At 66.5% G+C, this 25,465-nt stretch carries 22 protein-coding genes; 4 read left to right on the top strand and 18 right to left on the bottom strand.

Annotated features, from left to right (window positions below; all coding sequences use genetic code 11):
- Positions 1-34 precede the first annotated feature (34 nt).
- From JJ959_RS15760 to JJ959_RS15680, 17 genes are all read right to left on the bottom strand, one after another.
- Positions 35-1,327: an adenylosuccinate synthase gene (locus JJ959_RS15760; RefSeq protein WP_292885502.1), complete on the bottom strand. Its 1,293-nt coding sequence runs from the start codon at positions 1,325-1,327 to the stop codon at positions 35-37.
- A gap of 49 nt (positions 1,328-1,376) precedes the next feature.
- The gene (locus tag JJ959_RS15755; protein WP_292885499.1) at positions 1,377-2,537 is read right to left on the bottom strand and encodes an ATP phosphoribosyltransferase regulatory subunit; all 1,161 of its coding nucleotides are present in this window, start codon (positions 2,535-2,537) and stop codon (positions 1,377-1,379) included.
- Between the two features lie 145 nt (positions 2,538-2,682).
- Entirely contained in the window at positions 2,683-3,864 is a 1,182-nt protein-coding gene (locus JJ959_RS15750; RefSeq protein WP_292885496.1) for an MFS transporter, read from the bottom strand.
- A gap of 74 nt (positions 3,865-3,938) precedes the next feature.
- Positions 3,939-5,321 carry an FAD-dependent oxidoreductase gene (locus JJ959_RS15745; RefSeq protein ID WP_292885493.1) on the bottom strand — a complete coding sequence of 461 codons (1,383 nt, stop codon included), beginning with the start codon at positions 5,319-5,321 and terminating at the stop codon, positions 3,939-3,941.
- A complete protein-coding gene (locus tag JJ959_RS15740; protein WP_292885490.1) occupies positions 5,318-5,926 on the bottom strand; it encodes a cysteine hydrolase in 609 nt (202 codons plus the stop codon). The genes JJ959_RS15745 and JJ959_RS15740 overlap by 4 nt, the downstream gene beginning before the upstream one ends.
- On the bottom strand, positions 5,926-7,995 hold the full coding sequence (locus JJ959_RS15735) for a hydantoinase/oxoprolinase family protein (RefSeq protein ID WP_292885487.1): 2,070 nt from the start codon (positions 7,993-7,995) through the stop codon (positions 5,926-5,928). The genes JJ959_RS15740 and JJ959_RS15735 overlap by 1 nt, the downstream gene beginning before the upstream one ends.
- The gene (locus JJ959_RS15730; protein ID WP_292885485.1) at positions 7,992-9,725 is read right to left on the bottom strand and encodes a hydantoinase B/oxoprolinase family protein; all 1,734 of its coding nucleotides are present in this window, start codon (positions 9,723-9,725) and stop codon (positions 7,992-7,994) included. Before JJ959_RS15730 ends, JJ959_RS15735 begins: the two co-directional genes overlap by 4 nt.
- On the bottom strand, positions 9,725-10,603 hold the full coding sequence (locus JJ959_RS15725) for an isocitrate lyase/phosphoenolpyruvate mutase family protein (RefSeq protein ID WP_292885482.1): 879 nt from the start codon (positions 10,601-10,603) through the stop codon (positions 9,725-9,727). The genes JJ959_RS15730 and JJ959_RS15725 overlap by 1 nt, the downstream gene beginning before the upstream one ends.
- Positions 10,600-11,085, bottom strand: a complete 486-nt coding sequence (leuD, locus tag JJ959_RS15720; RefSeq protein ID WP_292885479.1) for a 3-isopropylmalate dehydratase small subunit — start codon at positions 11,083-11,085, stop codon at positions 10,600-10,602. The genes JJ959_RS15725 and leuD overlap by 4 nt, the downstream gene beginning before the upstream one ends.
- A complete protein-coding gene (locus JJ959_RS15715) occupies positions 11,082-12,359 on the bottom strand; it encodes a 3-isopropylmalate dehydratase large subunit (RefSeq protein WP_292885476.1) in 1,278 nt (425 codons plus the stop codon). The genes leuD and JJ959_RS15715 overlap by 4 nt, the downstream gene beginning before the upstream one ends.
- A 3-nt stretch (positions 12,360-12,362) precedes the next feature.
- Positions 12,363-13,064: an ABC transporter ATP-binding protein gene (locus JJ959_RS15710; protein WP_292885473.1), complete on the bottom strand. Its 702-nt coding sequence runs from the start codon at positions 13,062-13,064 to the stop codon at positions 12,363-12,365.
- Complete coding sequence (locus JJ959_RS15705) at positions 13,057-13,803, bottom strand: ABC transporter ATP-binding protein (RefSeq protein WP_292885470.1); 747 nt, start codon at positions 13,801-13,803, stop codon at positions 13,057-13,059. The genes JJ959_RS15710 and JJ959_RS15705 overlap by 8 nt, the downstream gene beginning before the upstream one ends.
- Positions 13,796-14,824, bottom strand: coding sequence for a branched-chain amino acid ABC transporter permease (locus JJ959_RS15700; RefSeq protein WP_292885467.1), 1,029 nt, complete (start codon positions 14,822-14,824; stop codon positions 13,796-13,798). The genes JJ959_RS15705 and JJ959_RS15700 overlap by 8 nt, the downstream gene beginning before the upstream one ends.
- Entirely contained in the window at positions 14,821-15,720 is a 900-nt protein-coding gene (locus JJ959_RS15695; RefSeq protein ID WP_292885464.1) for a branched-chain amino acid ABC transporter permease, read from the bottom strand. The genes JJ959_RS15700 and JJ959_RS15695 overlap by 4 nt, the downstream gene beginning before the upstream one ends.
- A 76-nt stretch (positions 15,721-15,796) precedes the next feature.
- Positions 15,797-17,038: an ABC transporter substrate-binding protein gene (locus tag JJ959_RS15690; protein WP_292885462.1), complete on the bottom strand. Its 1,242-nt coding sequence runs from the start codon at positions 17,036-17,038 to the stop codon at positions 15,797-15,799.
- A 24-nt stretch (positions 17,039-17,062) separates the two neighbouring features.
- Positions 17,063-17,884: a GntR family transcriptional regulator gene (locus JJ959_RS15685; protein WP_292885459.1), complete on the bottom strand. Its 822-nt coding sequence runs from the start codon at positions 17,882-17,884 to the stop codon at positions 17,063-17,065.
- Between the two features lie 107 nt (positions 17,885-17,991).
- On the bottom strand, positions 17,992-19,530 hold the full coding sequence (locus tag JJ959_RS15680) for a S53 family peptidase (RefSeq protein WP_292885457.1): 1,539 nt from the start codon (positions 19,528-19,530) through the stop codon (positions 17,992-17,994).
- A 288-nt stretch (positions 19,531-19,818) separates the two neighbouring features.
- On the opposite strand from JJ959_RS15680, the gene JJ959_RS15675 reads away from it, so the two are divergent.
- Genes JJ959_RS15675 through JJ959_RS15665 form a run of 3 tightly spaced genes read left to right on the top strand, consistent with a single transcriptional unit; the run spans position 19,819 to position 23,521 of the window.
- On the top strand, positions 19,819-21,039 hold the full coding sequence (locus JJ959_RS15675; protein WP_292885454.1) for an aminopeptidase P family protein: 1,221 nt from the start codon (positions 19,819-19,821) through the stop codon (positions 21,037-21,039).
- Positions 21,036-22,202, top strand: a complete 1,167-nt coding sequence (locus JJ959_RS15670) for a Xaa-Pro peptidase family protein (protein ID WP_292885451.1) — start codon at positions 21,036-21,038, stop codon at positions 22,200-22,202. Before JJ959_RS15675 ends, JJ959_RS15670 begins: the two co-directional genes overlap by 4 nt.
- 50 nt (positions 22,203-22,252) lie before the next feature.
- A complete protein-coding gene (locus tag JJ959_RS15665; protein ID WP_292885448.1) occupies positions 22,253-23,521 on the top strand; it encodes an MFS transporter in 1,269 nt (422 codons plus the stop codon).
- Here the strand turns inward: JJ959_RS15665 and JJ959_RS15660 are convergent.
- The gene (locus tag JJ959_RS15660) at positions 23,518-24,132 is read right to left on the bottom strand and encodes a LysE family translocator (RefSeq protein WP_292885444.1); all 615 of its coding nucleotides are present in this window, start codon (positions 24,130-24,132) and stop codon (positions 23,518-23,520) included. The two genes, JJ959_RS15665 and JJ959_RS15660, sit on opposite strands and share 4 nt — an antisense overlap.
- A gap of 279 nt (positions 24,133-24,411) precedes the next feature.
- Here JJ959_RS15660 and JJ959_RS15655 point away from each other — a divergent pair.
- Positions 24,412-25,465: peptidase C39 family protein (locus tag JJ959_RS15655; RefSeq protein ID WP_292885441.1), on the top strand; the 1,054-nt coding region annotated here is incomplete at its 3' end.

Here is a 25,465-nt window from a genome sequence, read left to right as displayed (position 1 = left end):
GTTTACCCGCCGAAACTACAGTCTTCTATGAGGCCTAACCGCGGAACGGGTCATGCACCAGAATGGTGTCCTCGCGCTCCGGACTGGTCGACAGCAAGGCGACCGGCGTTTCGATCAGTTCCTCGAGATAACGAATGTATTTCACCGCGTTGGCCGGAAGATCGGCCCATGACCGGGCCCCGAAAGTGCTTTCGGACCAGCCCTCGACGGTTTCGTAGATCGGGGTCACGGCGGCCTGCGGACCCGCGCCCGCCGGGAAATAGTCGATCCGCTCGCCGTTCAGCTCATAGCCGACGCAGATCTTCAGCTCTTCGAAGCCGTCCAGCACGTCGAGCTTGGTCAGTGCGATGCCGTCGACGCCGGACACTTTCAGCGCCTGGCGGACCATCACCGCGTCGAACCAGCCGCAGCGCCGCTTGCGTCCGGTGACGGTGCCGAACTCGCGTCCGCGCTCGCCGAGCCGCTGGCCGTTCTCGTCATTGAGTTCGGTCGGGAACGGGCCGGAGCCGACGCGCGTGGTGTAGGCCTTCACCAGACCGAGCACGTAGCCGACATCCCGCGGGCCGAGCCCGGAACCCGCCGCGGCCTGTCCGGCTACGGTGTTGGAGGAGGTGACGAACGGATAGGTGCCGTGGTCGACGTCGAGCATCACGCCCTGCGCGCCCTCGAAGAGGATCCGCTTGTCGTTTGCAACCGCGGCCTGAAGCTCGCGCCAGACCGGTCGCACGAACGGCAGCACCGTCCTGGAGATCTCGGCCAGCTGCGCCAGCGTCTCCTCCGGGTCGACGAGGTCCTCACCGGCGCCCTTCAGGAAGATGTTGTGATGCGCGATCAGTTCGCGCACCCGCACGGCGAGGCATTCCGGATCGGCGAGATCGGAGACTTTGACAGCGCGTCGGGCGACCTTGTCCTCGTAGGCCGGGCCGATGCCACGGCCGGTGGTGCCGATCTTGCCCTCACCCTTGACCGCTTCGCGGGCCTGGTCGATCCGGCGGTGCACCGGCAGGATGAGCGAGGCGTTGTCCGCAATCACGAGGCTGTCGGTGGAGATCTTCACGCCGGCCTTGCCGAGCGTCTCGATCTCGCTCGCCAGCGCCCAGGGATCGATCACGACGCCGTTGCCGATCACCGAGAGCTTGCCGTCGCGCACCACACCCGACGGCAGCAGGCTCAGCTTGTAGGTCTGATTGCCGATGACCAGCGTATGGCCCGCATTGTGGCCGCCCTGGAAGCGCACGATCACGTCGGCGCGCTCCGAGAGCCAGTCGACGATCTTCCCCTTGCCTTCGTCGCCCCACTGGGCGCCGATCACGGTGACGTTTCTCATGGTCTGTCTCGTCTTTCTCAGGTTCCGGCCGCAGGTCGGCGGCCCGGGTTCAGAGCGCGACCGGCGCTCCGTTCTTCAGCAGATGGGTGCAATGGAGGCGCGACGCTTCTAGCGCCGGATCGCCTTCCTTGTCCAATCCTGCAATGGTGATCCAGCCGTCGGCGCGCAGTTCGCGTGCCGTCTCCGGGGAGGTCCCGAACGGCAGGTAGAGCCGTTCCGGGCGTGCCGGTTCCGGCAGCGCGCGCATCACGGATTCCATGTAGAGCGTGAAGCCGGCGGAACGCAGTCCCTCACCGCCATCCACCCGATAGCGGCCACCGCGTCCGAGCTCGCCACGCACGCCGCGGGAGAAAATGCTGAAACCGTAGCCGGTGTAGTATTCGAAACCGCGATTCTCGACCGGATCGATCGTCATCGCGAGATCCGGCTCGACCGCGGCTATGCTCTCCGCGATCGCACCGACCCGCTCGATCGCGGCCCGAGCGGCATCCGGGAGCGTGACGTTCTTCAGATCGCCCAACGCCTCCCGCCAGGAATCGGTCGCGTCCATCAGCTGCTTCAGGACCGGCGCCAGCGGTCCGGCAAGGCGGCTTACCTCCGCCGCGTGCTTGCGGTCGATCGCCGTGCGCAGCGCGCGCAGGGTATCGGCCGGAAGGTTCGCCTCTTCGAGCAGCACCGGGATCACCCGGGGCGCCGTCAGGTCGACCGAAAGGTTCCCGACGCCGATGGCGCGCAACGCCTCGACCGCCAGCAGGATCGGTTCGACATCCGCCGCGACACTGTCGCCGCCAAGCAGTTCCGCGCCGACCTGGACCAGTTCGCGCTCCGGATTGAGCTGATTGGCGGAGACCCGCAGGACCTCGCCGGCGTAGCAAAGACGGAGGGGACGCGGCTCGTCTCGCAGACGGGTGGTGGCGATGCGGGCGATCTGCACCGTCATGTCGGCGCGCACCCCCATCATCTTCTGCGAGACGGGGTCCATAAGGCGGAAGGTACTGTTGCTCATGGCCGCGCCCGGTCCCGCGAACAGCGAGGTCTCGAACTCGACCAGCGGCGGCTTCACGAGGTCGTAGCCATGCGCGGCGAACTGCGCGAGCAGGGCCCGGATCACCTCCGCCTCGTGCGCCGCGTCAAGCGGCAGCACGTCGCGCAATCCCGCGGGCAGCAGGGCGCGTCTGGTCAGTTCGCTCTCACTGTCAGGATGCGACACGCGGTCTCTCCGGCTCTGAAGGCAAAAAAGCGACTTGTCCTAGCGGTTTTGCGCTGCTGCCGCAACCGGATGCTGGCGCCGGGCAGTCTCCCGTTTCCGGCATGCCCCGGCTTTCTTCGCTCTCTGCTTTGCATGACCGGCCGCCTCAGCGCCTCGGCAGCGAGGCGGCCGCGACCAGAAGCGCCGTGGCGAACATCGCCGCCGCAACGGCGCCGAGCGCCGCCGTGATGGAGAATGCGGTCAGAACCGAGCTCGCGAAGATGACCCCGACCGCGTTCCCGGTCCGCAGAAGCGCGAAGACTTCCGCCCGCTTCTCCGGCGGGACCAGCGTGTCGAGGGTGAGGGAATAATAGGTTCCGAGCGGCGCGATGACAGAGCCGATCACGACAGCCCCGGCAATCGTCGTCGCCAGCGACAGTCCGGATGCGGCAAGCGTCGCGCCCGCAGCCATCATCATCAGCAGGATCACCACAGCCGGCCGGGAGAGGCTGCGGTTGAAGACGCTGACCCAGATGCCGCCGGAGATCGAAGCGATACAGAGCGGCACCGTGAACATGATTGCCAGCGCCGGCTCGTTGCCGAACGCGAGCGCGAGGGCGACGGCACCGATCTCGATCGCGGCGACAACCGCACCGCCCACCGTCGCGCAGAGCAGCCAGAGGGCAACTGCCGGGGTCAGCACCGAGGTCTTGGCCGGCTGCACCTTCTCGCCATGCACCGACGCGACATGCGGGACCAGCACGACCGGCACAGCGCCGAGCGCCGCGAGCGCCAGGATGGCGAAGACCGGCGAGATGCTGCCGAGTCCGGACGCGATCACCGGCGACAGGACGAAGGTGACCTCGCCGAGGGTCGCCGCGATCCCGAGCGCCCGCGGGAGTCCGGATGTCGTGGTCAGGCTGTTGAGAATGGAGCGGAGATACCCGAACGCCGCGCCATTCACAGAACCCGCGACGGCTGCGCAGACGAACAGCCAGGCGAAGGGAATGCCGGAGACGGCAAGCATGGCCATCAGCACCAGCGCCAGCGTCCGTATCGCAATCAGGATCTGCAGGTAGCGCGCCGCGGGCAGGGTCCGGCCCATGCGCGTGATCGGAACCGCGCCGAGCACCTGGGCAACCGTCATGACAAGGATCAGAGCAGCGCCCCCGCTGGCGTCGCCGGTGAGGCTGAGAGTCAGCAGCGCGAAGGCGACTGGGCTTGCTGCCTGCGGCACGTTCAGGGTCGCGGAAGAGACGAACCAGCGCAGCAATGCCCCGCGGCCGGCATGCATCCCAGTGGGCGGATGGCCGGACTCGTCAGACGGGACATCGGAACGGTCTGTCATGGGATGCACTGTGCTTTGGCAGAAATCGGGAAGACGGGACCGTTACCGGCCCGCCCTCTTCTGTCAATGCCGGCCTATCCGCCAGATGCGGCGGCCATTCCCGCGATGCGCCCGAAGGAGACGGCCGTCAGGAGGCCATTGCCGGAGAGGTAGCCTGAGATCTCCGGACCGGAGACCCCGACGGCGGCACCGCCCGCCGCGAAGAGGTTCGGGAAGGCACTGCCGTCCGGCCGGAGCACGCGCGCCTCTCCATCGACCGCGAGGCCGCCCTGGGTGTGGAAGAGCGCGCCGGTGACGCGGACCGCATAGAACGGCGCCTCGAGGGCGCGGGTCTTCGAGAGATCGCGGCCGAAGCGGTCGATCCCCTCGCCCGCCGTCTCGGCGATGGCGGCGGCGAGATTCGCCGCCGGAACGCCGATCGCGGTCGCCAGCGCCTCGACGCTATCGCCTTGTTTGACCGCGCCGGCCTCAACCGCGTCCCGGTAATCCGGGAACTCGAGGCCGAGCTTGTGCAGGCCCGCATCGTAGATGTCGAAGGCGACGGCGTCCGGCTGCTTCAGCACGTCGACAGCCTGCTCGCTGTAGCCCTGATGTTCGTTGGCGAACCGCGCGCCGTTGCGGTTCACCTGGATGCCGCCTTCCATCATCAGCGCCCAGGTGATCAGGATCCGGTGCGGCATGGCGAGCGAGCCGTGGCCCTGGCAGGCGGTCAGGTCGCGCGTGGCGGCACCGAGCGCCTCGCCCCAGAGAACCGCGTCGCCCTGGTTACCGACATGGCCGTGATATTCCGCCTCCGCCATCGACGGGATGTGCTCGGCCACCATAGACGTGTTTCCGCCATATCCGTTGCAGGCGAGAATCAGGGCGCTGCAGCCGATGCGTTCCGTCCCGCTGTCCGGCCGCGCGATCTCGACACCGGCGATCCGCCCGTCGGCATCGGCATAGAGCGTGGTCACCCGCGCCCCGGTCATGACCGGGATCTCCGCCGCCTCGACCGCCGCCAGCAGCCGCGCTTCCAGCGCCTCGCCGGTGCGTTCCGGCACAGCGTGCATGCGGTGCTTGCTGTGGCCCGGATAGAGGAAGCCGTCGAGCAGTTCGAAGACCAGCCCGTGCTTGTCCGCCAGCCATTCGAGCGCCGCGCCCGCCGTCTCTGCAGCCCGTTCCGCGACGACCCGGTCGGAGCGGTCGTGGGATTTCTTCTGGATATCGGCGAGGAAGAGCTCCGGACTGTCCTCGACGCCCTTCGCCGTCTGCCAGCGCGTCGCCGCCGCCGGGATGAATCCGGAGGACATGGAGGTCGAGCCGGACGGGCTCTCGTCCCGTTCCAGGACCAGAACATCGCCGCCCGCGTCATGCGCGGCAAGCGCCGCGGTCAGACCGCAGGCCCCTGCGCCGACAATGACAATGCCGACGCGGTCCGGAAAGTCGATGCCCGATGTGCTCTCGACCCGGCTCATCGTCCGAGCCTGGCGATCACATCCGCGCAGCTCGCGATACCGGCCACGCTTTTCAGCGCGGCGATGTTGGTCTCGTGCACTTCGGGTGAGAACGCCGCACAACCGTCCGAGAGCACGGTGACGTGGAAGTCGCGCACATGCGCGTCGCGCACCGTCGAGGCGACGCCGCCGTTGGTGACGATCCCGCCGACCACGAGATGCTCGATGCCAGCGCGGTTCAGCACCCATTCGAGCCGGCTCATGTAGAAGGCGGAGAAGGCGACCTTCTCGACCTTGATGTCGGCCGGCGCCAGCTCATCGATCAGGTCCTGCCCGAAACTGCCGGGGGCGAAGTCTCCTTTGGCAAGAAACGGCCGGAGCTGCTTCAGGTGCGGCGAGATGAAGGGCTCGCCGCCCTTGCCCGGCACCAGGGTGAAATGGGTCGAGACGATCCAGCCGCCTGCTGCCCGCATCGCGTCCGCCACCGGCTTCAGTTTCGCCGGCAGGGCGGCGATCTCCGCCGCCTTGGCGCCGCCGCGGGCATAGGCGCCCTCGGGATGCAGGAAGTCGTTCTGCATGTCGACCAGCAGCAACGCCGTGGTCGCCGGATCGAATTGGTTCGCCATCAGCCTTTCCTCGCGATCACGAAATTGCCGTAGCTGTCGACCGTGCCCTTCAGGTCCGGATCGACGAGGATCGTCGTGTCCGCCTGCTCGAGAACCGCCGGGCCCGGGACCTCGGCCCCGACCGGCAGCGAGAGCCGGTCGTAGACCGGGCTGTCCCACCACTGACCGTCGAACCAGATCTTCCGTTCGCCGGTGCGCGAGGCTTCGACCGATCCGCCCGCGGCAGGCGCCAGCAGGGCGAGATCGAATTTCGGCCGCTTGCCGATGACGGCGACGCGGAGGTTCATCACCCGGATGCCAATTCCTTCCAACAGGCTGCCGAAGGCGGACCTGTAGGCAGCCTCAAAGGCCGCACGGATTTTCGCCACATCGAGCGCGGCGGAGCCGCCGGTCATCGCATCCGGAACAGGGACGGAAACGGTGTGGGTCTGGCCGAGATAGAGCATGTCGAACTCGACCATGCGCTCGACGCCCTCAAAGACCACGTTGGCGCCCGAGAGCAGGCCCTCGGCCTCAGCGACGATCTCGTCGACCGCCTTGTTGAGGGCCGCGACGTCGAGCGCGTCGAGGAGGGTGTTCAGGGTCTGCACCCGGTCGTGCCGCATGTCGGCGATGACGCAGCCGAGCGCGCTGGTAACGCCCGGATACCGGGGAACCAGCGCCCGGGCGAGGCCGACCTCCTTGATCAGCGCGCCGGTATGGAGCGCACCGCCGCCACCGAACGGCATCGCCGTGAAGCTCTTCGGATCGTGTCCACGCTCGATCGAGACGAGACGGATCGCGCCCGCCATCTTGGCGTTGGCGACGCGGACGATGGCCTCCGCCGCCTCCATCACCTCGATGCCGAGCGGGTCGGCGACATGCACGCGGATCGCCTCCTTCGCCGCCTCGACGTCGAGCCGGGCAAGCTTGCCGCCGATCGGACGGGCCGCGTTGATCCGCCCCATGACCACATTCGCGTCGGTCACGGTCGGCCGTTTGTTGCCGAGCCCGTAGCAGACCGGCCCCGGATCGGAGCCCGCGCTTTCCGGCCCGACCTGCAGCAGCCCGCCGCGGTCGACCGAGGCGATGGAGCCGCCGCCGGCGCCGATGGTGGTGATCTCGATCATCGGGGTGCGGACCACCATGCCGAAATCGATCGAGGTCTGGGCGCTGAGCGCATTCTCCCCGTCCGCCACGAGCGAGACGTCGAAGCTGGTGCCGCCCATGTCGCAGGTGATGATGTTCGGCTCGCCCGCCGCCGCGGCGATATAGGCGCCGGCGATGACGCCCGCCGCCGGGCCGGAGAGCGCGGTGCGTACCGGCAGGGCGCGCGCGACCTCGGCCGACATGACGCCGCCATTCGACTGCACGATCAGGACCTGACCGCCGAAACCGCCCTCGCGGAGGCCGTTCTCCAGTCGCTCGAGATAGTTGCCGACCGGCGGCTGCAGATAGGCGTTGAGGGAGGCGGTCGAGCCGCGCTCGAACTCGCGGATCTCCGGCAGGATGACGCTGGAGGCGGTCACATGCGGGTTCGGCCAGACCTGCTTCACCGCTTCCAGCGCGATCTTCTCGTTCGCATCGTTGGCATAGGCATTGACGAAGAAGACGCAGACGGACTCGGCGCCGCGCTCCAGCAGGGTCCTCGCCGCCGCCTTCACCGCTTCCGGATCGACCGGCGTATGGACGGAGCCGTCCGCCAGCACCCGCTCGTCCACCTCGAGACGGAGGTCGCGCGGGACGACCGGATCGAAGCTGCCCCAGAGGCCCCAGGTCTGCGGCCGGTCACGCCGGCGCATCTCCAGCACGTCGCGGAAGCCGGTCGTGGTGATCACCCCGGTGCGGGCGCCGTTGCGCTCCAGCAGCGCGTTGGTGCCGACGGTGGTGCCGTGCACGATGGTTCCGATGGCGCCGAGCTCGACGCCGCCTTCAGCGATCCCGCCGCGGATGCCTTGCGACTGGTCCGGCTTGGTCGAGGGTACCTTGGCGACGCCGCAGGTGCCCGCCGCCTCGTCGAGGAAGAAGAGATCGGTGAAAGTCCCGCCGACATCCACTCCGACGACGGTCTTCCGGCTCAGGTCATTCATTGCGCAGACTCCGCGCGCAGGATTTCGGTAGCGGCGGCATCGACGGAACCGTCGGCCGCGATGATGGTGCGATAGGTCTCTTTGGCGGCCTCGGCGCTGACATAGCCGAGGCGCACGTCCTCGGCGACCGCGGCCGGATCGCGTTCAAGTACGTCGCCATAGCCGCCGCCGCCCGGTGTCTCCAGCCGCACCTTCTGGCCCTTCTTGAGCTTGATGCCGACCATCTTGGAGGCCATCGGCGGGACATGGTCGCCGTCCGCCTGTTCGTAGGTGAATTTGTTCAGCGCCGCGGAGCCGCCGCCGACCACGCCCTTCGGCGCGAAGCGGCCGCGCTCGCCGAAGAGGAAGACGTCCGCCTTCTCCTCCAGAAGCTCGATCTCGTAGACCGCGCCGAGGCCGCCGCGATGCCGTCCCGCGCCGCCGCTGTCGGGCCTGAGCGCCCACTGTGTGAAGCGCACCGGATAGGCCGCTTCCAGGATCTCCATCGGCGGGATCGTCGCGGTCGAGATCGGCGCGTTGCCGTGGTTTAGTCCGTCGCCCTTCGGATTGCCGCCATGGCCGCCGCCGAAGAAGGAGAACATGACCCAGCGGCGTCCGTCCTTGCGGTGTCCCGCGAGCGAGAGCGCATTGATCGTGCCGTAGGCACAGCCGTTAACCCGCTCCGGCGCCGCCGTGCTGAGCGCGACGAAGACCGTGTCGATGATCCGGAGGATCGTCTCCGTGTACCCCCCGACCGGCTTCGGCGCGGAGACGCTGAGCAGACTGCCTTCCGGAATGACGAACTCGATCGGCGCCAGCACGCCCGCATTGGCCGGCACGTCCTTGAAGACATGCTTCAGCGCCACGTAGCAGGAAGCGATCGCGGTCGAGCGGGAGATGTTCACCGGCCCGTCGCAGGCGGGCGAGGTGCGGGAGAAGTCCAGCACCATCTTCTCGCCCTCTATGACGATGTCGAGCGCGATGCGAAGCGGTTCGTCGTGGATGCCGTCATTGTCGAGGAAATCGTCGGCCGAATAGCGCCCGTCAGGCATGTCCTTGATCAGGCTGCGCATGAGCTGGCCCGCGCGGTCGCGCAGTTCGGTCATGGCGCCCGCAACGGTACCGGCGCCGTACTCGTCGAGCAGCGCGTGCAGCCGCTCGTTGCCGAGCCGGAGCGCGTTGATCTGACCATTCAGGTCACCGTAGAGACTGCCCGGCAGGCGGGAATTGGCCTTCAGGATATCGACCACGTCGGTGCGCATCTCGCCCTTGGAGAAGAGCTTCACCGGCGGGATCATCATTCCCTCCTGGAAGCTCTCGGTCGCGACCGGATTGTAGTTGCCCGGCACATTGCCGCCGACATCGTGCCAGTGCCCGACCGAGGCAAGGAAGCAGAAGAGCTCGCCGTCGCGGTAGAAGGGCTGCACCAGCTTGAAGTCGGAAAGGTGCGTGCCGCCCTCATAGGGATCGTTGAAGATGAAGACGTCGCCTTCGGAGATCCCCTCGGCGCCGAACTTGTCGATCACCGCCTTCACCGCGAATGACATGGCGCCGACGAAGATCGGCAGGCCGGACTTGCCCTGCACCAGCGTCTCGCCAGTGGTCGCGTGGTAGAGGCCGTGCGAGGCGTCATGCGCCTCGGCGATGATCGGGTTGAAGGCGCTGCGGAAGAGAGTCGCGTCCATCTCGTCGGCGATCTGCTCCAGACGGCCCTTGAGGACCGCGAGCGTGACCGGATCGAGGTCGGCCATCACGCGTTCTCCCCGTCATATTTCCGGCCCGCCTCGAGGATGCCCGGCGTGCCCAGCAGCTCGTTCAGCTCGCGGAAATCGAGCATTCGGTCCTGGAACGGCTTGGTCGAGCCGTTGGCATGCAGACTCTGGAAATATTCGGTGATGGTGACTGCGAGCGCGCGCATCAGGCCGCCCGGGAAGATCACGATGTCGAAGCCGGCCGCCTGCAGTTCCTCGGCCGTCATCGCCGGGGTCTTGCCGCCCTCGACCATGTTCGCGAGCAGCGGAATGTCCGCGCCGAACCGCTTCACCACCTCGGCGATCTCCGCCTCGTCCCGCGGCGCCTCGACGAAGAGCACGTCGGCGCCGGCGTCCCTGTAGGCCTCGGCCCGCTCCAGCGCCGCCTCGAAACCCTCGACGCCGATCGCGTCGGTGCGGGCGACGATCTGGGTCGCCTCGTCCCGCCGGGCGTCTACGGCCGCGCGGATCTTGCCTGCCATTTCCGACTTGGAGACCAGAGCCTTGCCATCGAGATGGCCGCAGCGCTTCGGCATCGCCTGATCCTCGATCTGGATCCCGGCGGCACCGGAGCGCTCCAGCAGGCGCACGGTGCGCTGCACGTTCAATGCATTGCCGAAGCCGGTGTCCGCATCGACGACGAGCGGCAGATCGACGCGCTCGGAGATGTGCGAGACCACGTCGGCGACCTCTTCCAGCCCGAAGAGGCCGATATCCGGGCGGCCGAGGCGTGTATAGGCGATCGAGGCGCCGGAAACGTAGAGCGCCTCGAAGCCGGCCTTCGCCGCCGCCATGGCGCTGAAGGCGTCGAACACGCCGGGCGCCACGAGGATATCGGGCTGCTTCAGTCGTTGTTTCAGGACGCTTGACGGCGTCATGAGCGCTTCTCCAGTCGTTGCTCGAGATAGGGAACGAGCCCGCCCGCCGCGACGATGCGGCGGAGGTGCTCGGGAACGGGTTCGGCGGCGATCTGCGCGCCGGTACTCATGTTGGTGATGGTGCCGGAGGCCGGGTCGAGCTCGAGTTCGTGCCCTGCCTCGACCTCCGTCTCCGCGTCGGCGACCAGCGCCAGCAGGCCGAGATTGAAGGCGTTGCGGTAGAAGATCCCGCCGAAGCTCTTGGCGATCACCGCCTTCACGCCGAGCCGGACCAGCACCTCCGCCGCCTGCTCGCGGCTGGAGCCGATGCCGAAATTGCGCCCCGCGACGATGACGTCACCCGGCCGCACCTGCTTGGCGAAATCGAGATCGATGGCTTCGAGACAATGCGCCGCCAGATCCTCGATCGGGCCCTTCATGTAGGCGCCAGGCGCGAGCAGGTCGGTATCGACATTGTCGCCGCATTTCCAGACCCGGCTCATCGGCCGTTCTCCGCGAGGAAAGGCCGCGGATCGGCGACACGTCCGGTAACGGCGGTCGCCGCCACCGTATAGGGCGAGCCCAGCCAGACCTTGGAGGAACGCGCACCCATGCGGCCCTTGAAGTTGCGCGCCGTGGAGGCCATGCAGGTCTCGCCCTCCGCCAGCACGCCCGCCCCGTAGCCCGCGCAGGCGCCGCAGCCGGACGGCATCAGGATCGCGCCTGCCTCGGTCAGTTTCGCCAGCGTCCCGTCTGCAGCCGCAGCCGCCGTGACGCGAGTCGAGGCCGGGGCGATCAGCAGGCGCGTCGAACTGGCGACCTTCCGGCCGCCGAGCACTTCCGCCGCCATCCGTAGATCCTCCAGCTTCGCGCCGGTGCAGGCGCCGATATAGCACTGGTCGATCGCCGTCTCGTCCGCCTCCTCGACCGGTCCCGAATTGGCCGGACTGTCCGGCGCCGCGACCTGCGGGCCGAGCGCGGAGGCGTCGAACCTGTGGACGACGCGGTAAGCTGCGTCATCGTCGCCCTTCAGGACCGTGCCCTCCTCCGGGTCGGCCCCGGCGGCGCGGATGTAATCCGTGGTCGTATCGTCCGCAGCGATCAGCCCCGCCTGCGCGCCGAGTTCGGCGGCCATGTTCGACATTGTCATGCGTTCGGTCATGGAGAGGCCGGCGATGGTGCCGCCCGTATATTCCACCGCCTGATAGTCGCCACCATCCATGCCGAGGGTGGCGCAAAGCTTGAGCATCATGTCCTTGGCGGACGAGCCGTGCGGCAGGCTGCCGGTCCAGTCGATGCGGATGGTTTCCGGCACCCGGATCCAGGTCTCGCCGGTCACCAGAACGCCCGCCATGTCCGTCGCGCCGACGCCGAACATGTAGCAGCCGAAGGCGCCGCCGGTCGGCGAATGGCTGTCGCCGCCGACCACGAACATGCCCGGTTTCAGGTGCCCGCGCTCCGGCAGCACGACATGGCAGATGCCCTGCTGGTCGTAGAAGCTCTCGATCTCCTGGTCCTTCACCCACTCGCGGGTGAGCTTCAGGATCGCCGCGCTCTGCTGGTCGACCGCGGGGACGTAATGGTCGGAAATGACCACGACCTTGCGATTGTCCCAGACCTTGACCCCGAGCCGTTCCAGCACTGGCTTCACGCGGCGCGGCCCGCCGCTGTCGTGGATCATGGCGAGATCGACCCGGCAGGTGACGATCTCCCCTGCCCGGACGGTGTCCTGCCCGGCGGCGCGGGCGATGATCTTTTCCGCGAGCGTCATACCCATCGGTTACATCCCCAGATAGGAGCGGCGCAGCTCCTCGTCGTTCATCAGATCGCGTGCCGCGCCCTCAACCGTGATCAGGCCGTTTTCCATCACATAGGCACGGTCGGCGATTTCCAGCGACTGCACGACGTTCTGCTCGACCAGGAAGACCGCGAGCCCTTGCGAGCGCAGCTTCTGGATCAGCGTGAACATCTCCTCGACCAGCAGCGGCGAAAGGCCGAGAGAGGGCTCGTCGAGGATCAGCAGGCGCGGCTCCGCCATCAGGCCGCGGCCGATCGCCAGCATCTGCTGCTCGCCGCCGGAAAGCGTTCCGGCATATTGACCGAAGCGTTCCTTCAGGCGCGGGAAGGTCTCGACAACATGCTCGATATTGCGCGCACGGTTCGGCTTCGCCCGGCGGTAGGAGCCGAGCTCGAGATTCTCCCTGACCGTCATATTCGGAAAGACCCGGCGCCCTTCCGGCACCTGGATCAGGCCGCGGTCGACGATCTCCTCCGGCGAGGCACCGGAAATCTCGATCCCGTCGAAGCGGATGCTGCCGCCGAACGGCTTGAAGATGCCGGAGACATTGTTGTTCAGCGTCGACTTGCCGGCACCGTTGCTGCCCAGCAGAGCGACGAGCTCACCCTCGCCCACCTTGAGCGAGACGCCGTGCAGCACCTTGGCGTGGCCGTAGCCGGCGCGGAGGTCCTTGACCTCAAGCATCGGCGCCTCCCGCGGCTTTCATACGTTCCGCTGCGCCGTGGCCGAGATAGGCCTCGATCACGTCCGGATCGTGCGCGATCTCGGCCGGACTGCCCTCGGCGATGATCTCGCCGTAATTCAGCACATAGGCACGGTCGGAGAGCTTCATCACGGCCTGCATGACATGCTCGATCAGGAGAATTGTGACGCCGCTCTCGCGAATGCCCTGGATGATCTCGACGATCTCGAGGATCTCGGTCGCGTTCAGGCCCGCCATGACCTCGTCGAGGAGCAGCAGCTTCGGCTGGGTCGCGAGCGCCCGCGCCAGCTCGAGACGCTTGCGCCCGGCGACCGTCAGATCGCCCGCGGACTGGTCGAGCCGCCGGCCCATACCGACCCGCTCCGCGACCTGCGCGGCAAGTTCGAGAGCCTCGGTCCGGTTCGCGATCCGGGTGTGCGCGCCGACGGCGATGTTCTCCCGCACGGTCAGCCCGGCGAAAGGCTTCACCACCTGGAAGGTCCGCACCATGCCGCGCAGGCAGATCTCGTGCGGCTGGCGCCCGGTGATGTCCTGGCCGTCCAGCGTCACCTTTCCACCGTTCGGCTTCAGGAAGCCGGCTATGGACGCAAACAGCGTGGTCTTGCCCGCGCCGTTCGGGCCGATCAGGGAGACGATCTCGCCTTTCTCGACATGCAGGCTGGCGCCGTTGACCGCGACGAGGCCGCCGAACCGCTTGGTAAGGGAGGAGACCTCAAGCATCGCCGGCCTCCTTCCTCGCAGAAAGGCGTTTCCAGATTACTTCTGCGAGGCCCACGAGGCCGCGCGGCATGTAGGCGAGGATCAGCACAAGGATGATGCCGAAGAGGATAAGGTCGACGCCCGGCCGGTCGCCGAGCATGGCGCCGATGGTCTCCTTGGCGAACTCGCCGACGATATGGATGAAGGCGGAGCCGAGCAGCGGCCCGATCACCGTGCCGAGACCGCCGATGATTGCAGCGAACAGCGCCTCAACCGACTTGCCCGGCCCGTACGCTATGCCCGGATCCACGAAGAGGAATTTCTGAACGTAATAGATCCCGGCGAGCGAAGTCACCGCGGCGGAAAGGCAGATCGCCCGCATCTTCACCCGGAAGGCGTTGATGCCGAGCGCCTCGGCCGCATCCTCGTCCTCGCGCACCGCCTGCAGCTGGGCGCCGAAGCGGGAATGATTGAGCCATCCGGTCACGGCGAAGCCGATCAGCAGGCAAAACAGGATCACGTAGTAATAGCCGGCCTCGGCCAGGAACGGGCCGGCGAAGGTGAACTGGAAGCTGGCGATCGCCATTTCCGGATCCTGGTTCAGCGAAAGCTGGATGCCGCTTCCGCCCCCGGTCACCGAGACGAGGGAGCGGGCGAGTACGTGGAAGGCCTCCGCGAAGGCCAGCGTCACCAGCGCGAAATAGGATCCGCGCAGGCCGTAGCGGAAGCTCAGGAACCCGACGAAGGCGCCGACCGCGACCGCGCCCGCGATGGCGAACCAGAGCGTGACCCACGGGCTCCAGCCGAGCTTGAACTGCAGCAGCGCTTGTATGTAAGCCGCGGTCCCGAAGAACAGCGCGTGGCCGAAGGAATATTGCCCGCCATAGCCGCCGAGGATGTTCCAGCCCTGTCCGAGGAGAGCGGCGAAGAGCGTCAGCTCGATGAACTCCATCCAACGCCCGGAGCTGATGGCAAAGGGGGCCGCCAGCAGGGCCGCGATCAGGATCGCCCAGCCGATCCGCTGTGTCCTGACGTCGATCATAGCCGCTGTCCGAAGAGGCCGGTCGGCCGGAAGAGAAGGATAAGAATGAAGATCGCCGAGATGGTGATCAGGCCGAGGCTTTCGCCGAGATAGAGCCGGCCGATCTGCTCGGTCACGCCGATGATCAGCCCGCCGACCAGCGCCCCGACAAAACTGCCCATGCCGCCGAGCACGACGACGGTGAAGGCGATCAGAACGAAGAGATAGCCGACCTGCGGGAAGACGGCATAGGTCGGCGCCAGCAGGCTCGCCGCCGCGGCGACGCAGGCGGTGCCGATGCCGAAGCTGACGGCGAAGATATGCTCGACATTGATACCCATCAGGCGCGCGCCCTGTCGCTCCTTCGCGACGGCGCGGATCGCCTTGCCGGTATCGGTGAATTTCATGAAGGCCCAGAGCGCTGCGGTGATCAGCAGCGATCCCGCGAGCGCCGCGACCTGCGGCCAGACGACATAGACGAAGCCGAGATCGATGCCATCGAAATCGTATGGCACCTGGACGTTTCGCTCATTGGCGGAGAAGGCGAAGAGCGCGAAATTCTCGAGCGCAATGGAAACCCCGAGGGTGGCGAGCAGGATGATCTCGTCGCGTCCGTGGCTCGCCCGGCCGATCACGCTGCGCTGCAGGAGATAGCCGAAGCAGAAACCTCCCGGAACCACGATCAGCATGGCGAGATAGGGATCGACCCCGAGCCCGCTCCAGAGAAAGAAGACCGCGTACATGGCCAGCATCAGGAGGCTGCCATGGGCGAAATTGATGATGTGGAGGACGCCGTAGATCAGCGTCAGACCGAGCGCGACAAGAGCATAGATCGCACCGAGAAAAACGCCGCTGATGGCGGAGCCGAAGACCGTGTCAAAGGAATAGGACGGCAGGCTGATACCGAGAAAATCCATCGAAGTCAGTCGCGTTCAGGCCGCAAGGAACGGCGGGGACGGCCCCAGCCGTCCCCGCCGCGGTTCAGAGCCAGTCTCAGGCCGGGCGCGGAAACACCGGGGCCTTGGTCGCGAACTCTTTCGGGGCGACGACCTCGATCTCCTTGCCGAGGACCTGCATGACCATCGCCTGCGCGCCCTCGTTCTGGCCGTTGACCATCTTGGTCGGACCGTAGGGCATGAAGTGGCCGTCCCAGGTGCTGGACGCCATCGCCTCGATGATCTTGGCGCGGTCGGCGGAGCCAGCACGCTCGATCGCGTCGACGGCGAACATCACCGCCTCATAGGCGAGGAACACTTCGTAGGAATAGGAGAGACCCGCCGCCTCGGTCTTCTTGCGCAGGGCGAGCGCGGCGTCCTTGCGCGGATCGAACCAGTGATTGCAGTCCATCACGTATTCGGCGGCATCCGGGAACTCGTTCACGAGACGGTACTGCGAGGACGCGCCGCCCAGCACCGAATAGATCGCCTTCGGCTGCACGCGCTGGCGCTGCAGGGTGCGCAGGAACAGCACGCCGTCGCCGTAATAGTGCGACGGGATCACCAGATCCGGGTTCAGCTCCTTGATCTTCAGCGCGATGTTGTTGAAGTCCTTGTTACCCGTCGGGTGCGGGAGGATCTCCTTCACCTCGAAACCGGCCGGGGTCAGGTTCTTCTCGAGCAGGCCGGCCATGCCGCTGCCGAAGGGCGTCGTGTTCTCATGCACGATGACCACGGACTTCACCGGGCTGCCGGCTTCCTTGTTGATGGCGATCAGGTGATCGACGCCTTCCTTGGTGATGGTGCCGAAGCCCGGACCGAAGCGGAAGGTGTTCTCCAGACCGCGGGAGACGATCTGGTCGCTCACGCCGACATCGACGACATGCGGGATGCCGTATTTCGCGGCGGTCTGCGTGGTGGCGAGGCAGATGCCGGATGCATAGGCGCCGACCACGGCGGAGACGCCCGCCTCATTGAATTTCTCGACCTCGGCCGCACCGATCTCGGCCTTGGACTGGGCATCGCCCAGCACGGCTTCGATCTTGGCACCGCCGAGCGCCTTGAGGCCGCCGGCCGCGTTGACCTCGTCAATCGCGGCGACCGCGCCGAAGCGGCATTGGGTGCCGGAGAACTGCAGGAAACCGGTCACCGGATGGACCACGCCGATCTTCACCGGATCGGCGGCGCGCGCGATATGCGGCATGCCGAGCGTGCCGGCCGCAGCAACGGCGCCACCGGCAGCCACGCCGGCCAGCACCTGGCGGCGGGAGAACTGATTGAAAGTCTTGGTCTTTGTCATTGCCTTTTCCCCTGTTCGGTTGGCTCAGTCTTTTGCGGTCGTTGCCGCGTCCTGGCTGGGAGTCCAGGTATTGTGGGTCTCTCCCTGCACCCGCGAGAGCACCATGCGATACTGGTACTGGTCGGGCCGGTAGAGCGCGGTGATGTATTCGACCGGACGCCCCTCCCGGTCCTTCACGATCCGGTTGATCTTGAGCAGCGCCGATCCGGCCGAGATGCCGAGATGTCCGGCAACTCCCGGATCCGCGAGCGTGGCGGAAATCGCCTGGCTCGCCGCGTCGACCTGCACGCCGCTCCGCTCCAGAAGCGAAAGCAGCGGCTTGTTGGCGAGGTCAGAGGCGTCGTAACGCCGTCCGATATCCGCCGGGACATAGGTTGTGAGAAAGGAAAAGGGCTTGCCCTCGACGCTGCGCATCCGGACGGAGCGCTGCACTTCCTGGCCGATCGGACAAGACAGCGCTGCCGCCACCTCCTCGTTCGCCGGAACATAGCCGAAGGAGATCAGCTTCACCTTGGTCTCGAGCCCCATGGCGATCAGGTTCTCGAGCAGCCCGTCCATGGAGGACTGGAAGGCCCGCGCCTTCGGCCGGTAGCGCACCCGCGTGCCGCGTCCGCGCTCGCGTACGACGAGACCTTCGGCCGCCAGTTCGTCGAGCGCCCGTTTCGCGGTGATGCGCGAGACATCGTAGGTCTCCGCAAGCTCCTGCTCGCCCGGGATCAGCGCGTCGTATTCATGCAGGCCGTCGGTGATCTGCTGGCGCAGGATCAGGAAAATCTGGTGATAGAGCGGCATGCGAAGCGCCCCGCTCACCCCATCGATCCCAGCACTGACAACCCGGTCGGCCATAAAAACTCCTAAACGCTAATTGTTATATTGATATGCGTTTAAAAGGCCGCGCAAGCGGAATCTGATCGCGTGCGGAGGATTTCCCTCCAGGCTAATGGATGCCGCCGTCAGTCCGCGTCGACCAGCGCCGTGAACAGGTTCGGGTTGTTGAAGCTGCCGAGCCCCGTCGTGGCCGAGTAACCCGAGGTCGCGTCGTAGCCGATATCGGTTCCAGCGGGCTTGTTGTCTCCGCTGATGACGGGTTTCAGCAGCGCCGGATTGCGGTAGAGCAGCGGGTTGAGGAAGCCGATCGGCTGTTTCTGTTGCTCCGCCCGCGCCGCGTTCACCATGGCGGTAAAACCGGCCCAGAGCGGCGCCACGGCACTGGCTCCCCCGACCGGCGTCGGGTTGCCGTTGAGGAAGACCCAGAACCCGCTCGCCGGGTCCGCATCGCCAGCGATGTCCGGCACCCCGCGCCCGGCCTGACCGCTGTCGATATTGACCGGCACGTTCGCGTTCGCCTGATAGTCCGGCGCCGGCCAGACACGCGAAACGCCGCCGCCGGTCCCCGCATCGCCGGTATTCCAGACCGTCTCCGAGGAAACCGCGCTCCCCGAGACGTCCAGCAGGGTGCCGCCGCACCCGGTCGCCCAAGGACTGGAGGCCGGGAAGTTCACATGAGCGCGGCCGTCCTCCACGCCGTCGGGGGCAAGCAGGTCGCCGGAGGAGATGAAGACACTGACCCCGAGCCGCGCCGCATCGGCGAGCGCCCGGTTCATCGCCTGCATGCCGGCCTGGCTCCAGCCTTCCTCGGCGCCGCCCCAGCTGATCGAGATCACCGAAGCCGCGTTCTGCTGGTCGTGCAACGCGTCCAGCGTCGCATCGACGAAGCTGCGCGCGGCGTTCGGGGCGAAATAGACCGCGAGCCGGACGCCCGGCGCCGCGCCCGCGACCACCTGCATGTCGAGCGCGACCTCGCCGCTCGCCCCGGCCCCGCCGGCGAAATCCTGGCTCGCCCCGTCGACCGAGAGCGCGAGGATCTCCGGCACAGGAACGCCCATCGCCCGCGCTGCCGCCGCCATATCCGACTGCAGATAGCCGCCGCCGAACTCGAGGATCGCAACGGTCTGGCCCGCCGCGGATTGCTGCGGAAAGCCGTAGAGCGCGGCGACCTGGTTCGCGAGCATCGGCTTCGCCGCGCCGACATCGAGCACCGGCTGACGATGCGAGCGCCCGACCGGCGCGGTCTCATGCCCGAGTATGGCCTCGAGCAGTTCCGCGAGACCGGCCGGGCAATAGAGCGGCCCCCAAAACCCGCGATACCGTCCGCGCGCGTGATGGAAGTGGGCGAGCCGCGTCCGGAAGGCCGCCTCGTGCCGGTAGGCGGGTCCGGCGAGCTTGACCCGGAGCTTCGCCGGTTCGACGGCCGTCAGGGTGAATCCGTTCCTCCCGGCATAGGCCGCGATCCGCGAAATCGCCTCCCGCGTCCCGCTCCGCCGCGCCGCCGCAAGCTCCGTCCGCGTGATACGGCCCGACGCACCGGGCTCCGGATCTTTCAGAAGCAGGCTGATCTCGATCGGCTCGTTCGGATCGACATCCGAGATCCGGGTCGACCCTTCGAGGATTTTTCCCGCACTGTTCGGCAGATCGATGACGGCATCAGACATGGCTACGCTCCTTCCGGTCGCATGGGGTGCAACCGGTAGACGCGCGAGCCGGTCATTCCGGGAAGCGCTGGATTTGGAGACGACGGCAGAATGGCTTTTATCGGGATTGACTGAAGCCGAAATCCGGCCCTAACCTCGCCTCAGCATGCGCGGCGATGGCGTCGCCGGTGACGTGGTTCAGGCATGCGTCTTCGCCGCTCCACAAGACGGCGGGGTGATCCAACATCCTGTACGCCCGGATGGATTTTCCGGGCGCTCCACGCGTCCGGTTCGGATATGGAGGTCAGGATGACGCCGATCGGCGAACGCCCCACGCATTTCACCCGTCACAACGGCGAGAAAGCTCCACTGCCCTTTTCCTCAGGCGAATACACCCGCCGGCTGAGCGGCCTTCGCAGGATCATGGACAGCCTCGGGGTGGAGGCCGTGCTGTTCACCTCGATGCACAACATCGCCTATTATTCGGGCTTCCTCTATTGCAGCTTCGGCCGCCCGTTCGGCTGCGTCGTGACCCACGACAAATGCACCACCGTCTCCGCCAATATCGACGGCGGTCAGCCCTGGCGCCGCAGCGTCGAGGACAACGTCATCTATACCGACTGGCAGCGGAATAATTTCTGGCGCGCCGTGAAGGACCTGGTCGGGTCGGCCAAGAAGGTCGGTATCGAGGGCGATCATCTGACCCTGCAGGCACACGATGCGCTGGAGGAAATCGCCGGCGTGACCGAGATCGTCGACATCGCCCCCGCGGCGATGCGCCAGCGCATGGTGAAGTCGCCGGAGGAAATCGCCCTGATCCGCGAAGGGGCACGCATCGCCGATATCGGCGGCGCTGCGATCCGGGACGCGATCAGACCGGGAGCGCGGGAGATCGACGTCGCGATGGCGGGCCGCGACGCCATGGAACTGGCCATTGCGGAGACTTTTCCCGACAGCGAGATGCGCGATACCTGGGTCTGGTTCCAGTCGGGCCTCAATACCGACGGCGCGCACAATCCGGTCACCATGCGGAAACTCGAACCCGGCGACCTGCTCAGTCTCAACACCTTCCCGATGATCTCGGGCTATTACACCGCGCTCGAGCGCACCCTCACCCTCGGCGAGCCGGACAAGGCGACGCTGAATCTCTGGGAAGCGAACGTGGCGGCGCACGAGCTCGGCATCTCGCTGATCAGGCCGGGCGCGCGCTGCAACGAGATCTGCGCCGGGATCAACCGCTTCTTCCACGAGCAAGGGCTGCTCGACTACCGCTCCTTCGGCTACGGCCACTCCTTCGGCGTGCTGTCGCACTATTACGGACGAGAAGCAGGCCTCGAACTGCGCGAGGACATCGACACCGTGCTGGAGCCCGGCATGGTCGTCTCCATGGAGCCGATGCTCTGGGTTCCGGAAGGCACGCCCGGCGCGGGCGGTTACCGCGAGCATGACATCCTGGTGATCGGCAGGGACGGCGCCGAGAACATCACCCGCTTCCCGTTCGGCCCGGCGCACAATATCGTGGCGGCATGAACTCCAAGACACTCGCTTTCGAAGAGACGGAATACCGGGCACGGATCGCCCGGGCCCGCGCGCGGCTGGCGGAGCGGGGCCTCGATGCCCTGCTCTGCTTCGGCCAGGAGACCCACTATTACCTGACCGGCTATGACGGCGGCGGCTACGTGTTCTTCCAGTGCCTGGTGCTGACCACGGAGGAACGTCCGCTGACGCTGCTCTGCCGGCGGCCCGACGTCTCCCAGGCCCGGGACACCTCGCTCGTCGACGAGATCCATGTTTGGCTGAACGCGGAAGACGCGGACCCGGCGGGACAGCTGCGCGACATCCTCGCCGGCCTAGGCCTTACGGGCGGGCGTATCGGGATCGAGCTCGAAACCTACGGACTGACGGGCAAGAACCATGCGGCGGTCCAGCGTGCAATGGACGGGTTCTGCACCCTCACCGATGCGAGCGACGTGGTTTCGGGCCTCCGGCTGGTCAAATCCGAAACAGAGGTCGCCTATCTGCGGAAAGCCTCGGCCCTGGCCGACGACGCCTACGATGCCGCCTTGGCGGTCACCCGCGCCGGGGTGATCGATGCGGAAGTGACCGCCGCCATCATGACGACGACCCTGCGCGGCGGCGGCGACGTTTCTCCGGCGGGTCCGCTGGTGAATTCAGGGTCGCGCGCAATCTACGGACGCGGCGTCGGCGGACCCCGGCCGCTCGATGCGCAGGACCTGCTGATCCTCGAATATGCCGGCACCTTCCGGCGCTACAATTGCTGCATCGAGCGCAGCATCTCCATCGGGGGCCCGACGACGCCGCAGCGCGACCTGCATGCGCTGGTCCGCGACACGCTCGAGGAGATGCAGGAGGCTTTCCGGCCCGGCGCGGCGCTCGGCTCCGTCGACGAAATCCACCGCGCCCGGCTTGATGCCGCAGGGCACGCCGAACACCGGTTTGCCGCCTGCGGCTATTCGCTCGGCGCGACCTACCGTCCCTCCTGGATGGACGTGCCGCCGATGATTTACACAGGCAACCCGCTGGAGCTGCAGCCGGGGATGGTTTTCTTTCCGCATGTCATGGTCGGCGATCCCGAAACGCGCCTCGCGATGGGACTGGGCAATACCGTTCTCGTAACCCCGTCAGGCTGCGAAGTGCTCAGCCGGCACGGGCTGGACTTGCCGGTGAGATAAGCTCCGGGTGGCCTTGAGCCGCGTTCGGCCGCTCTCTATATTGGGCCCCCATGGCTTCGATCATTCCCCTCATCCCTCTACTTCTCAGCATCGCCATCCTGCTCATGGGCAACGGCCTGCAGGGAACGCTGCTTCCCGTGCGCGCAGGCATGGAATCCTTCGGTTCCATGGAGATTGGCATCCTGGGTTCCGCCTATTTCCTCGGCTTCATGGCCGGATGCCTGTACGGCCCCAGGGTCATCCGCGTGGTCGGCCACATCCGGACCTTTACGGGGATGGTCGCCGTGGCCTCGACGGTGGTCCTGATCCACGCGCTCGTTCTCGAGCCGGTCGTCTGGTGGGTATTGCGGGCGATCACGGGGTTCTGCTTCGCGGTGCTCTACATGGTGATCGAGAGCTGGCTGAACGAGAAATCGACCAACGAGAACCGCGGCCTCGTCTTCTCTGTCTATACAATCATCAACCTGACCGTGATCACCGTCGGGCAGGTTCTGCTGATGACGGCCGATCCCGCGAGTTTCCCGCTCTTCGCGCTCGCGTCTATCCTGGTTTCCGTGGCGGCCGTGCCGATCGCCCTGACCCGGATCGATCAGCCGGCACCGCTTGAGGTCGTCCAGCTCCGGCTCGGACGGCTCTTCCGGATCTCGCCCGTCGGCGTGGTCGGCTGCGTTGCGGTCGGGCTGGCGAACGGCGCGTTCTGGTCACTCGCGCCTGTCTACGCCCTGACCACCGCAAATTCCTCCGATGTCTCGACGGTCGCCTGGTTCATGAGCATCGTGGTGATTGCCGGCGCCATCGGGCAGTGGCCGCTAGGCAGTCTCTCTGACCGGATAGACCGGCGGCTGGTGATCATCACCGCCTGCCTCGGTTCCGCCGCGGCGGGCCTTGGCATGGTCCTGCTCGCGGAACATGTCCCTTACGGAGTCTTCGTCTTCGGGTTCATGTTCGGAATCTTCGCATTTCCGATCTATTCGCTCAGCGTCGCGCATCTGAACGACTTCATTACCGATCCGAACGACTATGTCGAGGCGGCAAGCGGTCTGCTGCTGGTCTTTGCGCTCGGCGCTGTCGCCGGCCCGACCATCGCGTCTGCCATCATCGATCTGGTCGGCATTCGCTATCTGTTCGCCTATACCGCCGCGATCCACATCGTGGCCGCGATTTTCTGCGTTTACCGGATGCGGGTCCGGGCGGCGGCGCCGGCCGAGGAACACATTCCGTTCACCGCCGCGGTCCGGATGGCGCAGACCACCGCCGCGGTCGACCCGACCAGCCCGGACGAGCTGGACACATCCGACGACAAGAAGGACGCAGCCTAGTCTCTGAGGGCAATTGCGATCGCCGCCCCGCCCATCGCCGTCGCGCTCGTCCGGTTCGCGATGCGGACGGCGCGCGGGCTGCGCATCAGGTTCCGCGCCCCGGCGGCCAGCACGACATAGGCGAGGTCGATTGCGGCGAGCACGACCAGCAGAGTTACGGATATGCTCACCCAATCGGCGAAGCTGACATTGCCGAGATCGATCAGCGTCGGCAGCAAGGCAAGATAGAACACCATGATTTTCGGATTGCCGAGCGTCACGGCCATACCGGAGAGGAACATCTTCAGGCCGCTGCGCGGCTCCGGCAGCGACGCGCCGGAGGTTTCGGCAGGCGCCGTCCACATCTTCCAGGCCAGCCAGGCGAGATAACCGACACCGAGCCACTTGATGGCAACGAAAGCGGCATGGAAGGTCTCTGCGACCGCGACCAGGCCGACGATCGCCATGGTCAGCCAGATCAGCTCGCCAAGCCACATCGCCATCAGGAACGGCAGGACGGCGCGCCAGCCGCGCGCCAAAACCTGCGCCACAAGCGCGGCCAGGCTCGGTCCGGGCGATCCTGCGGCAAGCGCGAGGGCAAGGGCGAAGACCAGCAACGACGTTACGTCCATGTGAGGTTCCTTCATAATCGGATGCGCAGTCTGCCACCGAAAAGCGGCCTTTTACAAGCGCACCGCTATCGGCGAGGCCGAAAGAAAATCGATGGCCGTTTTTCGCAACTCGGATATCTTTGCTAGGTCAGTAATCGTATATAATCGCCTGTAAATCGGGGACCGGAGTGCAACGGTGCCGTCGGGTCGGATGCAGTTCGGGCACCGGTCTGGAAGTGAATTGCAGAACCTGCGGAAAGTACGACGATTTCAAATCTCAATCAGCGGACACAACCTGCGTTGGCCGCCCCCTCGAGCGAGGCGCTGATTCGTGCCGCCGCGCTTACGGACCTCGATGCGCTTACCGAAATCGAGACCGCCTGTTTCGAGAGCGACAGGATCAGCCGCCGCAGTTTCAGGGAATTCATCCGTCACGGACACAGTTCGCTCCTGGTCGCGGAAACGGACGACGGCATCGCCGGCTACATCCTGATCCTGTTCCGGCGGGGGACGGCCCTCGCCAGACTCTATTCGATCGCCGTCCTGCCGGGCGCCCGCGGCAGAGGGATCTCGGCCGCCTTGCTCGAAGCGGGAGAAGACGTCGCCCGTTCCCACGATTGTCTTTCCATGCGGCTCGAGGTCCGGCCGGACAATGCCTGGGCGATCGCGCTGTATGAACGCCTCGGCTATCACGAGTTCGGAAAATATCTCGACTATTACGAGGATCACGCCGATGCGCTGCGCTACGAGAAGCGGCTTGCACGCTCCTCTTTCTCGGCGACGACGCCGTCCTACTATTCCCAGACCTCCGATTTCACCTGCGGTCCGTCCTGCATGATGATGGCGCTGAAGGCGTTCGATCCGGATTACGTCTTCAACCGGGTTGAGGAGTTCCGCCTCTGGCGCGAGTCGACGACGGTCTTCATGCAATCAGGACATGGCGGCTGCGAACCTGTCGGCATGGCCGTCGCCCTGGCGCGTCATGGCCTGTCGGTCGAGGTCTTTCTCAGCGAGGAACCGCCGCTTTTCGTCGACAGCGTCCGGCAGAAGGACCGCCGGGAGGCCCTGACCCTGATCCAGGAGGATTATCGGCGGGCGGCGGAGGAGATGGAGATTCCGATCCATATCACGCCGCTCGACAATGCCGGTCTCAGTGCGGCGCTCGCCGAAGGCGCTTTCGCCATAGTATTGGTAAGCCTTTACCAGATGGTCGGCAGCCGGACGCCGCACTGGGTGCTGGTCTATGGCGAGGAGAATGGCCGCTTTCTGATCCACGATCCGTGGGTCGAAACCGACGCCCTGGAGACGGAAAGCGCCGCGGCGGCGCTGCCGGTACCGAAAGAGGCGTTCGGCC

It is taken from the genome of Nisaea sp., from assembly GCF_017640745.1.
Classification (GTDB): domain Bacteria; phylum Pseudomonadota; class Alphaproteobacteria; order Thalassobaculales; family Thalassobaculaceae; genus Nisaea.
The sequence above is the reverse complement of the archived record's forward strand: the minus strand, read 5'-3'. Positions and strand labels throughout refer to the sequence as shown.

Excerpts from the sequence above, each read along its gene's own strand:
- JJ959_RS15760 (WP_292885502.1), bottom strand. The coding sequence starts at position 1,327 with ATGAGAAACGTCACCGTGATCGGCGCCCAGTGGGGCGACGAAGGCAAG.
- JJ959_RS15750 (WP_292885496.1), bottom strand. The coding sequence starts at position 3,864 with ATGACAGACCGTTCCGATGTCCCGTCTGACGAGTCCGGCCATCCGCCC.
- JJ959_RS15745 (WP_292885493.1), bottom strand. The coding sequence starts at position 5,321 with ATGAGCCGGGTCGAGAGCACATCGGGCATCGACTTTCCGGACCGCGTC.
- JJ959_RS15740 (WP_292885490.1), bottom strand. The coding sequence starts at position 5,926 with ATGGCGAACCAATTCGATCCGGCGACCACGGCGTTGCTGCTGGTCGAC.
- JJ959_RS15735 (WP_292885487.1), bottom strand. The coding sequence starts at position 7,995 with ATGAATGACCTGAGCCGGAAGACCGTCGTCGGAGTGGATGTCGGCGGG.
- JJ959_RS15730 (WP_292885485.1), bottom strand. The coding sequence starts at position 9,725 with ATGGCCGACCTCGATCCGGTCACGCTCGCGGTCCTCAAGGGCCGTCTG.
- JJ959_RS15725 (WP_292885482.1), bottom strand. The coding sequence starts at position 10,603 with ATGACGCCGTCAAGCGTCCTGAAACAACGACTGAAGCAGCCCGATATC.
- leuD (WP_292885479.1), bottom strand. The coding sequence starts at position 11,085 with ATGAGCCGGGTCTGGAAATGCGGCGACAATGTCGATACCGACCTGCTC.
- JJ959_RS15715 (WP_292885476.1), bottom strand. The coding sequence starts at position 12,359 with ATGGGTATGACGCTCGCGGAAAAGATCATCGCCCGCGCCGCCGGGCAG.
- JJ959_RS15710 (WP_292885473.1), bottom strand. The coding sequence starts at position 13,064 with ATGCTTGAGGTCAAGGACCTCCGCGCCGGCTACGGCCACGCCAAGGTG.
- JJ959_RS15705 (WP_292885470.1), bottom strand. The coding sequence starts at position 13,803 with ATGCTTGAGGTCTCCTCCCTTACCAAGCGGTTCGGCGGCCTCGTCGCG.
- JJ959_RS15700 (WP_292885467.1), bottom strand. The coding sequence starts at position 14,824 with ATGATCGACGTCAGGACACAGCGGATCGGCTGGGCGATCCTGATCGCG.
- JJ959_RS15695 (WP_292885464.1), bottom strand. The coding sequence starts at position 15,720 with ATGGATTTTCTCGGTATCAGCCTGCCGTCCTATTCCTTTGACACGGTC.
- JJ959_RS15690 (WP_292885462.1), bottom strand. The coding sequence starts at position 17,038 with ATGACAAAGACCAAGACTTTCAATCAGTTCTCCCGCCGCCAGGTGCTG.
- JJ959_RS15685 (WP_292885459.1), bottom strand. The coding sequence starts at position 17,884 with ATGGCCGACCGGGTTGTCAGTGCTGGGATCGATGGGGTGAGCGGGGCG.
- JJ959_RS15680 (WP_292885457.1), bottom strand. The coding sequence starts at position 19,530 with ATGTCTGATGCCGTCATCGATCTGCCGAACAGTGCGGGAAAAATCCTC.
- JJ959_RS15675 (WP_292885454.1), top strand. The coding sequence starts at position 19,819 with ATGACGCCGATCGGCGAACGCCCCACGCATTTCACCCGTCACAACGGC.
- JJ959_RS15670 (WP_292885451.1), top strand. The coding sequence starts at position 21,036 with ATGAACTCCAAGACACTCGCTTTCGAAGAGACGGAATACCGGGCACGG.
- JJ959_RS15665 (WP_292885448.1), top strand. The coding sequence starts at position 22,253 with ATGGCTTCGATCATTCCCCTCATCCCTCTACTTCTCAGCATCGCCATC.
- JJ959_RS15660 (WP_292885444.1), bottom strand. The coding sequence starts at position 24,132 with ATGGACGTAACGTCGTTGCTGGTCTTCGCCCTTGCCCTCGCGCTTGCC.